Below are 15,545 nucleotides of genomic sequence, written 5' to 3' on the forward strand. Positions count from 1 at the left end.
CAGGAGGGAGGTCGATCTCTCTCCTGCCTTATGATATACTAAAACTTCCAAAGGCACTTTTAGTGTGTCACATTATCTTCAAGGACAAACGTGTTGCTCAAAGTTTTTGGCTCCTACAAGACAACGCTTACGATTCTTTTCATTTTAGCTGTAGGTGCCGCAGTAGCAACATTTGTCGAAAATGACTTTGGCACAGCGGTAGCGCGCCATTATGTTTATAACGCCATTTGGTACGAAATGCTTTTAAGCCTTGGCGCGCTTAATCTAGCACTTGTGCTCTACCACTCTAAAATGATTTTACATGTAAGCAAATTTACCTTTCATGCCGCGTTTATTCTCATCCTCATAGGATCTGGATTGACACGTTACTTTGGCGTGGATGGCGTCATGAAAATACGTGAAGGTGCCAGCTCAAATGTCATTTTCAGCAGCGAAAAAAACACCGAAATAACCCTTCCTTTTGCTTTACATTTAAATGATTTTGAACTAGAGCGCTACTACGGCAGTCGCGCACCATCAGCCTATAATAGCGATGTTCAAATCATTGATGGCAACATAACTCAAGATGCACACATTTACATGAACCACACGCTCACGTACAAAGGGTACAAATTTTTCCAAACTTTTTACGATCCCGATGAAAAAGGAACGATTCTCTCCGTCACCAAAGACCCTGGTGTTGAAGTGACCTATATGGGCTATGCGTTGCTTTTTTTAGGACTTCTGTTAAATCTATTTGATCCAAAATCGCGTTTTCGAAAACTCATTGCTGAGGTAAAAAGCAGTTCATTGATCGTGCTGTTTTTACTTTTTTGTCAAGCTCCTCTTTTCTCTCAGAGTGAGTATGTTCAAAACTACTTGGATGAACACCAAAGTAAGAGCCAAGCGGTCAGCGACGCGTTTGAAAAACTTGTCGTGCAGTCACGCATGGGACGCATGAAACCTTTTGATACGTTAAGCCAAGAGGTGCTTTATAAACTCAGCGGTAAAAATAGCCTGTACGGTATGGATGCGATGCAAGTAGCCCTTGGCATGCTCTCTCATCCAAGTGTGTGGAAAAACCTGCCGATGATTCAGACTAAAACACCCAAACTTAGGGAGTTTATAGGTATTTCCAAAGATCAGAAGTTGGCAACATTTGAAGATTTTTTTGATGGACATCGCTATAAGTTAGATGCTGAACTTCAAAAAGCATTGGCAATGAAGCCAAGCCAGCGAGGTACCTTTGAAAACGATCTTATCAAAGTTGATGAGCGCCTCAGTATCGCGTTTATGCTCTACCAAGGCGTACTCTTTAAAATCTTCCCACTGCCCAATGACGCCAACCATACATGGTTAGCCTTCGAGCAGATGTTTGCACAGCTTCAAGGCGAAGAAGCGGAAAAACTGCAAGAGAGTTCCACCGCGTTTGTAGGAGCACTTTTTGAGCGAAATTATGAGAAAGCGCTTTTACATGTAAAGACATTTTCGGAGTTTCAAAATAAATATGGCGCGGAGATTATGCCCTCAACGACGCATATTAACGTTGAGATACTTTTCAATAAACTGATGATTTTTGAACGTTTAACCTTAGTGTATGTGCTTTTGGGTTTGATTCTTTTAGCGGTTGCTTTTGGACGCGTTTTTGCGCCTCAAACGGTTACATGTAAACTCACTCGCCCGCTATTTTTCATCGTGGCGTTGCTGTTTGTGCTGCACTCGTGTGGATTGGCATTGAGATGGTATGTGAGCGGTCACGCACCGTTCAGTGATACGTATGAGTCCATCGTGTACATTGCGTGGTCGTGTTTGCTGTTTTGCATGCTCTTTTTGCGCCGTTCGTTGTTTGCACTTTCAGGCTCTGTGATGATGGCGGGCATCTTTATGTTTGTCGCACACCTCGGGCACATCGACCCTGAGATCACCAACCTTGTACCTGTTTTAAAATCATTTTGGCTTTCGGTGCATGTCTCCATCATCACGGCAAGTTATGGCTTTTTAGCGCTTGGTTGTGCGCTGGGATTTTTCACGTTGATACTCTTTACATGTAAACGTTCCACCCAAACCATTGCAAGCATTAAACACCTGAGTGCGATCAATGAAATCACCCTTATTTTAGGGCTGAGTCTTTTGGTTATCGGTAACTTTTTAGGCGGTGTTTGGGCAAATGAATCGTGGGGGCGTTACTGGGGATGGGACCCTAAAGAGACGTGGGCGTATATCTCTATTTTGCTCTATACGATCATTTTACATGTAAGACTTGTGCGACAGCTTTATTCGCACTATCTGTTTGCAGTGCTCTCGCTTTTGGGCTTTGCATCCATACTGATGACCTACTTTGGCGTCAACTTTTATCTTGCAGGCATGCACTCCTACGCTACAGGTGATCCTGTTCCGATTCCTACATGGGTTTATGTTTGTACTTTTGTGGTAGCATTATTAATTATAACTTCGTCTAAAAACAGACAATTAAAGGAAGAAAATGAATAAAATGAAATTATTGGCACTCTCGTTAGCGCTTATCGGCAACCTTCATGCGGGGGATGTTTTTGAGGGGACTGTTGTTGACATCCTCGAAGGTGGTGGCTATACGTATATGCAGATTGACGATACGAAGAAAAAATACTGGGTTGCTGTTGAAGGAACGAAGGTTGAAAAAGGAACAGAGGTTCGTTTTACCGAGGAGCTAAAAGCTAAAAATTTTGAGAGCAAGACATTGAATCGCAAATTTGATGAGATTGTGTTTGCTTCTAACCTTCAGTATCGAACACAAGTACCTGAAAAAGGCAATTTAGCACTCATGAGCGAGCAGGTTAAAGAGTCTCCGTATAAACAAAAAGATACCATGAGTGTTAAAGAGGCGTGGGAAAAACGTGCCAGTTTGAAAGATAAAACAATTGCCATTCGTGGTAAAGTTGTGAAAGCATCACCGAATATTATTGGACGTAACTGGATTCATATTCAAGATGGTACGGGTGAGGGAAGCGAAGTAGGGCGTGTGGTTTTTACGTCTTCTGAATTGCCAAAAGTGGGTGATATTGTAACCGCTTCCGGTGTGGTTCGTGTTGACAAAGATTTTGGTTCGGGCTACTCTTATAAAATCATTGTTGAAAACGCTACGTTTGTTCAATAAATCATAAAGAGGTTTAATGTTAGGCGATCCTTTGGCGCTCATTACTTCATTGCCATTGTTCGATTCTCTACAAAGTGACGATATCCAAAAAATCGCCTCATTTTGCAGTGTACGTCACCATAAAGCAGGTGACGTGCTCTTTTATGAAAAAGACACCAAAGATTCGATTTATTATATCATCAAAGGCTCGGTCAAGTTTTATAAGGTTGACCGCTTTGACAATGAAATCTTCCTCTATAAGCTCTATTCAAACTCTCTTATTTTCAATGTCTCCAAGTTAATAGATAGCTTTTTCATCAGCTGTTACGCCAATGCGGAGTTTTTGGAAGACAGTACGGTGCTTTGCATCCAAAGTGAACCATTTCGAGAGATGATTTATACCAACCACCGCTTGATGACCAAGATTTTGGAAGAGTCGTTTAAGATGATTCAACAGATGCAGTGTATCATTAGTCGTGATGTCGTGTTTGATGGAACAGCAAAAGTCGCTCATATGCTGGTCAATGAGCTTGAGACGTTTAATAAACTCAAAAAACATGAAATTGCCTATATGCTCCACATTCAACCCGAGACACTTTCACGTATTTTAAATAAACTCACCCGTAATGGAACCATTGAGATCGAAAAAAACAGCGTTGTGATCTTGAATATTCAAGAGCTCAAAGATATTTATGAGTAAAAAATGATACTTTTTAGGACATTGTAAAATGAAGCCAACCGCAATTAGTGCAAAGATGCGCCTCGCTGGGGGATTGTTGTCGTTTGTAATTATTTTCATCATTTCATTAACCGTGATGATGAATCAGATGAGTAAAAAAGACTCCTATATCATCAATATTGCAGGCAAACAACGCATGCTCTCCCAAAAGATCAGTAAAGAGACCTTTTTCATCGTGCATCGGCACACCAATGACTTTCGTGAGTTAAACACCGCGGTAAATCTGTTTGAAAATAGCCTGAAAGATCTTTTATACGGCAATGACAGCAAAGGAATTTACGCGCCTCAAAATGAGCGTATCCAAGCTAAACTAGGAGAAGTCATGGCGCTATGGCTTCCTTTTCGTGTCGAGGTTGAGGCATTGAAAAAAGGCATTGAAGAGGTGCGCCCCGATATGGAAGTGCTCACTCCTCGCATCGAAAAACTCCTTGTGCTCTCAGACTCTGTGGTGCAACGTATGGTGCGTGCAAATCTGAGTAATGTTCACATTGACCTCTCAGGTCGCCAACGTATGCTCTCACAACGTATGGGGCTTTATGTCAACCGCTATTTACGCAGTGCCAACGCACAAGATTTGCTTGTTTATGCCGATGCCAAAGCGCTTTACAATAAAACAATTAAGAGCTTTTTAGATGACCCTGCGGTGAAAAATGCTCCCGAAGTCTATGCCATCGTTAAAGAAAACAATGCGTACTGGGAAGAGTACATGCTCTACTTAGACCATGTCATTGCAGTGGAGAGTGAGATCAACAAGCACTTGGCCTTTGTGTATGAAAAAAATGTGCAATTGCTCAACGCGATGGATGAAGCAGTGTGGCTCTATACCGACCACAGCGAAGCGAAAAACGATATGTTTCTCAAATTTCAGTACATTGCACTGATTATTGGGCTTATCATCATCGTTTATGCGTTTGTGATGACCAAAGAGATCATCGAGCATTTAGAAGGGTTTGTGCAAAAAGCCAAAGAGCTAGCACATGGCGATATAAGTAGCTTCTCTGGGCAAAATGTAACGCTCTCCTCCAACAGTGAAGATGAGCTGAAAGAAGCTTCAACGCACATCTCACTCTTTGTACAAAAGGTAAATCTTGCGATGAAAGACTCTGAAGATGCCCTCAAAAAAGCGGAAAATGCCGTTTCTCAACTGCAACAGCTAGCACTTGAAGTCGAAGACGTCATCGAAGATATGGGCATTGATGAGAATGAGAAGAAGACATTTGATAAAAATGTGAACGCGACAGAGGACATTGCCATTCAATCGGCTGAAAATCTCATCCATGTTAACCGCATGTTACAAAAGCTGAAAAAAAGCCTTAATGCCATGGTCGAGAGTAGCCTGCAAATGGACGAGAAAAAAGAGGGGTAAGATTTACCTTACCCATTTCATGGTTGTGTCAATATGTGAAGTGATGTTCTGTGCTTCCATGGGTTTTGCAAAGTAGTATCCTTGCACTTCATCGCAACCATAGTGATACATAATATCTAAAACCTCTTGATCTTCAACTCCCTCTGCAATCGTTTTGAGATTGAGACTTTTTGCCATCTGAATAATGGTTTTTACAATAACAGCATCTTCTTGATCTTGAAGAAGATTTTGAATGAATGATCGATCTATTTTCAGTTTATCGACTTTAAAACGTTTGAGGTACGTTAAGCTTGAATACCCTGTCCCAAAATCATCAATAGAGAGCATAACACCAACTTCTTTTAAGTTTTGAATCATCTTAAGTGTTTCGTGTGTGTTGTGAATGAAGATAGATTCGGTGAGTTCAAGTTCTAAGAAGTTTGGATCTAGCCCTGAGAGATCAAGAGCTTTTTTGACAACAGCCTCAAGATTTCCACGTTTAAACTGAATGGCTGAAATATTGACTGCAACATGAATATAAAGTTGTTTTTGATGCCAAAAGGCGGCTTGTTTACACGCTTCTATCAACACCCATTCTCCTATCTCTACGATCAATCCACTGGACTCTGCAAGCGGAATAAACGTAAGAGGAGAGATGAGACCACGTTCTGGATGAATCCAGCGAATGAGTGCTTCAACACCTGTGATATGATGATTATTCAGATCAATTTTGGGTTGATAGTGCAGTATGAGTTCACTATTTTTAATGGCGACTCTTAAATCATTTTGTAATTTTAACTGCTCTACCATCGCAGAACTTATGTGAGAAGAGTGAAACGCATAGATATTGCGACCTTGTGCCTTTGCTTGATACATTGCAATGTCAGCTCTTTGATAAAGTTTGTTAAAGGTTATCCCATCATCAGGGTAGAGAGAAACGCCAATGGAAACAGAAGTAAAAAGTGTATGGTTTCCAAGTCTGAAAGGATCTTCGAGCATTTTAAAAATTTTATCTATTGTGATGAGAACATCATGAGAGTGATGAATATGTGAGAGAATAATTAAAAACTCATCACCACCTTGTCTACTCAATGTGTCGGTTTCGCGGATACATGACCCTAATCGTGATGTGATAAGTTTGAGTATAGTATCGCCTGCAAGATGCCCAAGTGAGTCATTAATATCTTTAAATTTATCAAGATCAATAAATAAAAAAGCAACCTTACTGTCATTTCGTTTGGCATAAGCGATGGCTTGTTCAGCTCGGTCTTTGGCAAGTGCGCGATTTGGAAGATTGGTTAGCGTGTCATGTTGCGCCATAAAAGCCATTTGTCTCTCAGCATGCTTACGTTCTGTTATATCACGTGCTGTTCCAATCGTTCCAATGATTTTTCCATGACTATCTCTGAAAGGATTTTTAATGCTCTCAATCCATATCTCATGGTCTGGGTTGGGTGAAATCATCTCTTCAACTTTGACGGTGATTTTTTCTTTCATAACCTGCAAATCAACATCAATATGTGCCTTGGATGTTTTTTCATCGAAAAAATCAGAATCATGTTTACCGATCATCTCTTGAGCACTTACACCAAATCGATTAGCAAGTACTTGATTGACGATGATGTATTTTCCCTCTTTATCTTTGATCCATGCCATTTCGGTAATATTGTTAATAAATTGTTCAAACTGAGAGAGTGTGGCATTAAGGTGCATTTCTAATTTTTTGCGTTTGGTGATATGCCTTCCAACGGCTAAAACACTTATCAGCTCTTCATGGTCATCAAATTCTGGGATAAGGCGTACCTCTGCCCAAAGATGCTCACCTGATGATAGTGTTGAAACTTCCAACATCGATTCTTGTTTAGTGTGAATGACCTCTTGCAGTTTTAACTCAAATTCTTTGTAATTTAACAGTAATTTAGACTCTTTGGGTGTTTTTCCCAGTAGCTTGGCAGCAGAACGGTTAAACGCTTTAATAGTCATTGCATTGACATAAATTTTACGACATAAGGTATCGTAACGGATAATGGCATCGGGAGAGTTTTCAGCAAGGGCACGAAACATATTTTCGCGAGAAAGAAGCTCTTTTTGAAGGTTTTTGTATGCCGAAATATCTCGACCAATGGCCAATACGCTCTTGACAGTTTGGTCGTGCGAAAATTCTGGTACATGTAGATGTTGAAAGTAATGGTAACTTCCATCTGTATTTTCAAATGTAACTTCTACGGTATCAACTTTACCTGTCGTGATGACATGTTGAATGCTTTTCATAACATTTAAACGATCATTAGGAATTGCGGCGTGTAAAGATTCGGTAGGTGTTTTACCAAGGAGGTCAGATGCTGATAGCCCACACAGTTTTTCTACCGCATGATTGACATAGATGTGACGGCAGTCACGATCGTAACGGTAAATTGGATCATGTATGTTTTCAGCAAGTGAGCGGATTTCACACTTTCTTTGACAGGTATTTGTGTTATTCGTGTAGGAGTGACTCATCTAGCAACCTTTTTTGCACACATAGCATCACTACAGTGGCTTTTGACAATTTTTAAGACTACATTTTTTTCAATGGCATTCGTAAAGATAGTGCTGAATCTATTCATACGTTAGGTAGCCCCTTTTTCTTTTGTGATATTTTTCACCAGTGATATTCCAAAGTTTGTCTCATTAAATTTAAAGTAAGTGGCAGTCACATGAACATCCAGTATAGATCCATCTTTTCTTTGGTGTTTCGTTTCAAATGTTAAGGTTCTGCTTATATCTTGCTCTTTTGCTATGGTATCTATTTGTTCACTTCCTAAGAGCATATCGATGTCATGAATTTTCATACCAACGAGTTCTTTTGGTTCAAAGCCCAACATACGTGATGCCGTATCATTTGCATAGACTATAGCGCTATTCGATGAGATGATGTAAATTGCATTATCAGCTTCATTGATAGCAGCTTCGAGGAGTTTGAGTTGTTCTTCTGTCATTTTTCGATCGGTTATATCGCGTGAGAGTACTAAGAAAGTATCGTTCAATGCTTTCTTGGAGACTGAAAATTCAAACCATCTTTTTCCTTCTAAGAGATCAACACCAATAATATGTCCAAAAGAAAAGCCTTGTTGCGATGCTTCAGAAAGTGCTTGTATGGTTGTGGTTGCCGCTTCAAAAGAGAGAACATCGTGTACATTGTGGGTTAAAAGGATTTTTTTATGAGCTGAAAGTAAGTGTTCATTTTGTGCCCAGACATTGAGATAATTCCCCTTCCTATCAATTTCAAAGAGCAAATCAGGAATTGCATTGATAATACCCTCGTTAAATTCTAATGCACTTTGAAGCTGAGATGTTCTTTCTCTCACTTTCTTTTCCAATGTAATATTAAGTTCTTTGATAGTATCTTCTGCCTCTTTTCGTTTGCTAATATCACGAATAGTTCCAACTAAATATTTCCCTTTACCATTCACTTCGAACATAGATTTGACCGTTTGAATGTAATAAGTATTACCGTTGCTTGTGGTAAAAAATTCTTCATTTACATTAACTTCATGGGTCTCAAATACAATCTCATCTTTTGCCCAGAAAATATCGGCTTCTTCTTTTGGAAAAAAATCATAATCGGATTTGCCAAGGAGCTCATTTCGTGGTATACCTACAAGTTGGTAGAAAGCTTCATTGAGAAGTACCCAGGTGTGTTGTCTATCTTTAACAAAAACAGGGTCTGGAATAGAATCAATAAGATGATTGAGAAAATAGTACGAATCAGCAAGTTCTTGTTCCATCTGTTTACGTTCTGTAATGTCTCTTCCAATGCCAAGTATGCCTATTAAAGTTTGATCGTTATAGACAGGAACTTTCCTTGTTTCTAAAAATGCGTATTGTCCATTATTTTGAAACACTTCTTCTTCGTTGATACAAATTGTACTCGCAGCCATTGCTTCAGCATCTTTTTGACGGAAATAATCACTTTGTTCTTTGGTGACAAAATCGTAATCTGTTTTGCCGATGATTTCATCTTTATATGTTCCTAAAAATTTTTCGTAAGCTGGATTGCACATCAAATAGATACCGTTTTTATCTTTGAGCCATATCTTATCGGGGATTGTAGAGATAATCGCTAAAAGGTTTGCTTGGTTTTCTTTTAATTGCTCTTCAATTCTTTTACGCTCTGTAATGTCATGAACATAGCCGTACCACGTAATATCTCCGTTGGCACTTCGCTCTGGTTTGGTGTTGCTTTCCATCCAACGCTCACCCTTGTGTGGATGGATGATTCGGTACTCCTCATGCCACACTGACATCTCTTCTGCTGATTTGAGAATGGATTCATGAATGTGTTGTGCACCATCGGGGTGCGTAAGTGCAAGAAGAGACGCCGCATCTTTTTTCATATCTTCTGGGTGTAATCCAAAAAGATCAACAATATTGGGTGAAACGTAGGGCATATACATAGAGCCGTCGGTGCGTAAGCAAAAGCTTCCCATCATACCAGGAGAAGAGTCTGCTAATAAGCGAAGTTCTTGCTCTTTTTGTGCCAAAGCTTCATATGCATGGATCTGTTTTGTAATATCTTCGATAAGTGTTAAGAAGTAACTCGCCCTTCCATCGGTGTCTCTTATACACGTTGTTGAAAGATTGCTATAAAGAAGGCTACCATCTTTGCGAATAAACCGCTTTTGGATTGTAAATCCTTCAATTTCTCCTCTCAGAACGCGTTCAAATTGTGTAACATCAGGTTTTAAGTCTTCAGGATAGGTAATCTCTGACCATGTTTTGTGGGTCAATTCTTCTTGGGTGTACCCAAACATGGTACACAATTTATCGTTGACTTTGAGCCAATTTTTTTCAGGAGAAGAGATCGCCATACCTATCAGCTGTTTTTCAAAAAAGAGGTGCATACGTGCATCTTCTTTTTTCTCTTCAAGCAGTATGCGCTCTGTGATATCACGTGCGATAGCGAGGCTATATTCTGCACCATTGTACTCGAAGTAGTTGGAGCTTACTTCTATCGCAAAGAGCGTGCCATCTTTTCGTCGGTGTTGCGATACTCCTAATGTTGTCCCCATCTTTTTGATGTCTCTCCAGTGTGATTTCCACCACTCCATAGGACAGTTTGGATCTATATCAACAACTCCCATTGTGGAGAGTTCTTCTTTTGAGTAACCCAGTGCTTGACACGCTCCTTCATTAACATAATGAAACAACGAATGTTCATCAATCAAATAGACCGCTTCGTTAATTTTATTGAGTGCGAATTCTTTAAGCAGTAAGTCTTTTTCTGTCGCTTTACGTTCGGTAATATCTCGTATGTTGGCGATATAATAGAGTATTGCGCCCTCGTCATTTTTAATGACGGTCAAATCAATACTAACGGGGAATTGCGTTCCATCTTTTTTTCGATGAATTGCTTCAAATGATACAAAGCCTTTTTTAAAGGCTTCTTTTTGATTTTGTTCTAACAAATCAAGATTTGAGGAGGCAAACAGATCGGGTACACTCAGTGATTTTATCTCTTTTTCTGTGTATTGGTACATTGTTTTAAAAGCAGGATTGACCATTTCAAAAGTAATACTGATTCCACTGTGGAGTGAGACTGCCCAGTGTGTTTGCGAAAAAATATTTTCCCATTGTTTAAGGGTTTTTTCTATTGCATTTTTTATGCTGAGTTCTCTCTCTAATCGTGTTATTCTTTGCAGTGTGGGCTCTGAGATGACATCTATGGTGTCAAGATTTTCTGAAACTTCGCTATCTCCAAGTGGTAAAGAGAGTGTAAATATGGCACCAGTATCACTGTTTTTGACGTTTAAAATACCTCCAAGTTTTTTTTCAATAATGGTTTTAGTGATAAAAAGTCCTATGCCAATACCTTCTTCTTTGGAACTGATGCAAGGCTCAAATATTTTTTCCATGGGTTCTTCAAATATGCCACCCGCATTATCTTTTACTTCTATAATGTTGGCATTATTGGTCTGGTAGGTGTGTATAGATATGGTAGGATTTACGATATTTCTTGCCACAAAAACGTCTTTTGCGTTTATAATAATATTGAGAAGCGCATGGGCAAATTCGTTTTTATTACCCATGATGACCATAGCATCTTGTTTTTCAAATACTAGCTCAATATGATCTGTATCCATGGAGTATTTGATAATTTTTTTGATATTTTCTATCTCTTCAACAATGTTAAACTCTTCTTTTTTATCTGTTTTATATTGAAAAAAACGGTAAAAAGTATCGATTGTACGAGAGAGATGATTGATGATTCCATGGCTGAGTTCTATTGCATTGAGTAGCTTTTCGTTGCTGACACTGCCTTGGAAAACAAGAGTGCTCTTAAGATTGGATTGGATTGCGCCTATTGATCCTAAAGGCTCTTTCCACTGGTGGGCGATGTTGCGGATGAGTTCACCCACAGAGGTGTAACGGGATTGTAAGAAGAGTATTTTATTTTGTGTCTGAAGTTGCGTTAAAGCTTTCGTGTGCTCGAGTGATAAATGTCTTATCTTATAACCAAGGGCAAGGGAGAAAAAAATCATCTCTAGGATAGAGCCAATCAAGAGTGGCATAGAGGTAGAAAAAGAGTAGTCAATAATGCCAATGACCATGCAAATGGTTATGGTTCCTCCTATAAAAAAAGCGGCAATCGATAGTAGAAAATAATTGGCAAGAGGGTTTTTGTGATATTTAGCAAATACTCCCATTCCTAATGATATGAACATCGTACATACAAGCGCTCCCATGGCTATATAATGCCCCATTGCACCCAATGGCATGGTGCAAAAGAGTATGAAGATCACGGCAGCTATAAAGAGGGTATTGCGATAGAGCGTAGATGAGCGTTCTTTGATATTTAAAAAACTGAGTGCAAAAAGTATGAAAAAGAGAGTACCTGCTTGCATAATAATCACTCTTAATGCGTTTCTTACATAAAGATGATTTTGGAGCCAAGGTGAAAAATATTCTCGCATAGAGAGAATGAGGCAAAAAAGGCAAAAAATATAGAGAGAATACAACAAATAGTCGCGTTCTTTTGTTGCTATAAACAAAATGCAGTTGTATAAAAAAAGTGCCAAAAAAACCCCTGCGAAAATGCTTACAGCAATAATGTCTGGTAAAGCAAAACGTTGCAATGCCCCCTCTGTTCCTAAAGTTATAGGAACAATGAGTGCGTTATGGGATTGGATTTTGAAAAGATACACTAAAGGCTCATTGATCTCAAGTACAGGTATGCGTAAATCGAACGTTTGAATATCTCGCTCTTGGATGGGTATCATAGCACCTGAAGAACCTTGCTGTAGCAAAACCCCTTGATGATAGATAAAATACTCAACATGATCTAACGATAAATTTGCAAGGTTTAGAAAAAGTTCTTGAGAACATCCATTTTGAATTTCAATGCCTATCCAGATGGGTTCATCTAAAAAACCAAAGCTTTTTGCCTGTTTTGGAAGTAGCTGAAAATGATTTTGCTGAAAATGCTCATAGGCATCTGAGGGAGAGAGCGATTTATGTGAATAGGCAGGAGATTTTGTGATGACTATATGAGGATGCTGGTCTAAAATAGTGAATGAATCCAATCCAGATAATGGCATCCAGCAGAGTGTGATCAAAAAATAACATAAGGTCTGCATCATAGCACTTCTTTGTTAATCAATGGGATGTAACGTATCTGAGAGATCTTTTATCTCATCATATGTATTCAAACGGTATCCAATACTTCTCACTGAGAGGATAATATCGTCTCCTAATTTTTTGCGAATGCGTAAAATCAAATTTTTAATCGCAGAATCACAGATAGGATCAAATGGCCATAAATGTGTAGCAATATCTTCTTTTGTCAGTGTAAGATGGCGATTTTTGATGAAAAGTTCAAGGAGCTCATGCTCTTTTGATCCTAATGAAATGTAATTGCCTTTATAGTAAATCTCTTTTGTTCCAATATTGTAAAAAAGATCCTCTCTGAGTTTTATGAGTCCTAATCCTTTTTGAATACGTTGCATCGCTGTGCAAATGGTCAACGTAAGTTGTTCAAATTCAATAGGCTTTAGTAAGTAACCATCGACAGAAAGATTGGCAGCATCAATGAGCATGGAAGGGTCTGTAAAGCTGGTGAGGAGAATAATAGGAGTCGTATAATCTTTTTGACGAATTTGTTTAATGAGTTTTAGACCATCTTTTCGTGGCATTTTTATATCGGTTATGATAATATCGGGTCTTTCATCTTCATACCGCTCATAGGCTTCTTCACCGTCTCTTGCCGTATACACTTGTTTAAAAATCATGCTTAAAATTTCGGCTGTTTGCTCTCGCATAACATCATCATCTTCAGCAAAGAGCACGGTTTTATTTTTGAGGGCTAAAAGTGTGTTTGTCATGAGAATACTCCTTCAGTGAGCAAAACTTTTTCATTCTTTGATTTTAGCATTTTAAAAGTCATATTTCAGTCACATTTTAATATTGTAAAAATGACTGTTTACCACCTTCAGCTCAAGTAAAACAATTATAGGTTAAAGAAACCAAATGTCAAAGTATTTGATTATGTTGAATGACTGTTATGCATAGCGAGGGTATAAAAGTCATAATTTGGACACAATCAAGAGTCAAAAATGAGACTGTTTCCTCTCTTGCAATCCGATAAAATACATTCTATAGTTTTTGCAGATAAAGGAAAGAACCACATGAAGATTTCGACACGAATTTTAATCTCTCTTATACTATCGTTGATAGCATTAGGGGTGAGTCTTATCGGTGTGTCATACAGCAATACCCAAAAAAATGCACAAATGTTTGTCTCTGAATACCGAGATGATGCCTATAAAGGGCATGAAGATGAACTTTCTGAGATGATGAATGTTATGAAACAAACGCTTTTAGAGATATATAAAGCTGAAAAAGCCAAAGGCGAATCTGATGAAAAAATCAAAGAAGCACTGTTATCGAAGCTCAATCCCATTCGTTTCTTAGAGGATAAAAGTGGTTACTTTTTTGTCTATCAATACGATGGCGTGAATGTGCTTATGCCTACGAATAAATCACAAGAGGGTAAAAATCTCATTGGACTTAAAGACAGTAATGGCGTCTTGCTCATTAAAGAGCTTATCGAAGCGGCTAAAAAAGGTGGTGGCTTAGTCAAGTACGATTTTCCTAAAGACAAAGATGGCAAACCTTTTCCTAAATTCTCCTATGCGGTTCCATTTGAACCTTATAATTGGATGATAGGTACAGGTATGTATGTGGATATGGTTGATGAAGACGTTGCTAAGCTTCAAAAAGATATTGATGCCAATATTGCTTCACAAATTCAATCTTTTCTCTTAATATCCATTTTATTGTTACTTTTAAGTCTGGGTATCATGCTGTTTATTGTCTCAAAAACGATCACAAAACCTTTAGGTGATCTTATCCATCGATCGGATGAGCTCTCAAGTGGTGATGGCGATCTTACCCGTAAACTTGAAATTATAGGCAATGACGAGATAGCTATTGCGAGTAATAGCATTAACCGTTTTATCGAAAAAGTACGTATTTTAATCAGTGAGGCTAAAAATCTCTCTAATGAAAACTCTTCCATTTCTCATGAACTCTCATCGACTTCACTGCAAGTAGGACGAGCGGTGGAAACTTCCATGAAAATTGTCACAGAGACAACGACAAAAGCCAATAATTTACAAAATGAGCTCAGTGAAGGTATTAGTGAGGCTAACGAAGGTAAATCTGAATTGCTCAAAGCCAATACTTTTTTAACGGAAGCGAACAGTGCTATTTTAGCGCTGACTCAAGATATTCAAAGCAGTGCCGCAACAGAAGTTGAACTTGCGGGCAAAATTCAACAACTCAGCCATGATGCTGAACAAGTCAAAGAAGTGCTTGTAGTCATTGGCGACATCGCCGATCAAACCAACCTCTTAGCCCTCAATGCAGCTATTGAAGCAGCAAGAGCGGGGGAACATGGGCGAGGATTTGCTGTGGTTGCGGATGAAGTGCGAAAGCTTGCCGAGCGCACTCAAAAAAGCTTACAAGAGATCAATGCCACCATCAATGTCATTGTTCAAGCTATTATGGATAGTAGCGAGCAAATGACCGCTAATTCTAAAAAAGTAGAAACATTAGCCAATACGGCGAGTCATGTGGAGGTGAAGATCAATGAGCTTTCACGTGTCATGGAAACAACAACGACTATTTCAGATAAAACCGTTGAAAACTATGTACAAACAGGGAATGATATTACCGTAATGATCAGTGATGTAAGCCAAATCAATGACATTTCAAGTCAAAACGCGAGAAGTGTCGAAGAGATAGCCAGTGCGGCAGAACATCTCAATAAAATGACAGAAATGCTCAACCTCAAACTCTCGGAGTTTAGAACCTGATGATCAAATTCGCGA

General features: G+C 38.9%; 8 protein-coding genes. 5 read left to right on the plus strand and 3 right to left on the minus strand.

Annotated elements, in window-relative coordinates:
• The first annotated feature begins 90 nt into the window (after positions 1-90).
• From SAR02S_RS03895 to SAR02S_RS03910, 4 genes are read left to right on the plus strand one after another with little or no spacing between them, the layout of a single operon-like run.
• Entirely contained in the window at positions 91-2,469 is a 2,379-nt protein-coding gene (locus SAR02S_RS03895; RefSeq protein WP_041957048.1) for a cytochrome c biogenesis protein CcsA, read from the plus strand.
• The gene (locus SAR02S_RS03900) at positions 2,462-3,112 is read left to right on the plus strand and encodes a hypothetical protein (RefSeq protein WP_041957050.1); all 651 of its coding nucleotides are present in this window, start codon (positions 2,462-2,464) and stop codon (positions 3,110-3,112) included. The genes SAR02S_RS03895 and SAR02S_RS03900 overlap by 8 nt, the downstream gene beginning before the upstream one ends.
• Before the next feature lie 16 nt (positions 3,113-3,128).
• Positions 3,129-3,791 carry a Crp/Fnr family transcriptional regulator gene (locus tag SAR02S_RS03905; protein ID WP_041957052.1) on the plus strand — a complete coding sequence of 221 codons (663 nt, stop codon included), beginning with the start codon at positions 3,129-3,131 and terminating at the stop codon, positions 3,789-3,791.
• 28 nt (positions 3,792-3,819) lie between these two features.
• Positions 3,820-5,196 carry a type IV pili methyl-accepting chemotaxis transducer N-terminal domain-containing protein gene (locus tag SAR02S_RS03910; RefSeq protein WP_041957054.1) on the plus strand — a complete coding sequence of 459 codons (1,377 nt, stop codon included), beginning with the start codon at positions 3,820-3,822 and terminating at the stop codon, positions 5,194-5,196.
• Positions 5,197-5,199: 3 nt separating this feature from the next.
• Here SAR02S_RS03910 and SAR02S_RS03915 read toward each other — a convergent pair whose 3' ends face one another.
• From SAR02S_RS03915 to SAR02S_RS03925, 3 genes are all read right to left on the minus strand, one after another.
• Positions 5,200-7,674, minus strand: coding sequence for a sensor domain-containing protein (locus SAR02S_RS03915; RefSeq protein ID WP_052433514.1), 2,475 nt, complete (start codon positions 7,672-7,674; stop codon positions 5,200-5,202).
• Positions 7,675-7,784: 110 nt separating this feature from the next.
• Positions 7,785-12,794 (minus strand): PAS domain S-box protein, encoded by a 5,010-nt coding sequence (locus SAR02S_RS13160; protein WP_052433515.1) that lies wholly within the window; start codon positions 12,792-12,794, stop codon positions 7,785-7,787.
• Between the two features lie 12 nt (positions 12,795-12,806).
• Positions 12,807-13,535, minus strand: coding sequence for a response regulator transcription factor (locus SAR02S_RS03925; protein ID WP_041957056.1), 729 nt, complete (start codon positions 13,533-13,535; stop codon positions 12,807-12,809).
• Between the two features lie 303 nt (positions 13,536-13,838).
• On the opposite strand from SAR02S_RS03925, the gene SAR02S_RS03930 reads away from it, so the two are divergent.
• Positions 13,839-15,530, plus strand: a complete 1,692-nt coding sequence (locus tag SAR02S_RS03930) for a methyl-accepting chemotaxis protein (protein WP_041957057.1) — start codon at positions 13,839-13,841, stop codon at positions 15,528-15,530.
• The last annotated feature ends 15 nt before the right edge of the window (positions 15,531-15,545 follow it).

The organism is Sulfurospirillum arsenophilum NBRC 109478, from assembly GCF_000813345.1.
Classification (GTDB): Bacteria; Campylobacterota; Campylobacteria; order Campylobacterales; family Sulfurospirillaceae; genus Sulfurospirillum; species Sulfurospirillum arsenophilum.

Coding starts and splice junctions, on each gene's coding strand:
- SAR02S_RS03900 (WP_041957050.1), top strand. CDS start 2,462: ATGAATAAAATGAAATTATTGGCACTCTCGTTAGCGCTTATCGGCAAC.
- SAR02S_RS03905 (WP_041957052.1), top strand. CDS start 3,129: ATGTTAGGCGATCCTTTGGCGCTCATTACTTCATTGCCATTGTTCGAT.
- SAR02S_RS03910 (WP_041957054.1), top strand. CDS start 3,820: ATGAAGCCAACCGCAATTAGTGCAAAGATGCGCCTCGCTGGGGGATTG.
- SAR02S_RS03915 (WP_052433514.1), bottom strand. CDS start 7,674: ATGAGTCACTCCTACACGAATAACACAAATACCTGTCAAAGAAAGTGT.
- SAR02S_RS13160 (WP_052433515.1), bottom strand. CDS start 12,794: ATGATGCAGACCTTATGTTATTTTTTGATCACACTCTGCTGGATGCCA.
- SAR02S_RS03925 (WP_041957056.1), bottom strand. CDS start 13,535: ATGACAAACACACTTTTAGCCCTCAAAAATAAAACCGTGCTCTTTGCT.
- SAR02S_RS03930 (WP_041957057.1), top strand. CDS start 13,839: ATGAAGATTTCGACACGAATTTTAATCTCTCTTATACTATCGTTGATA.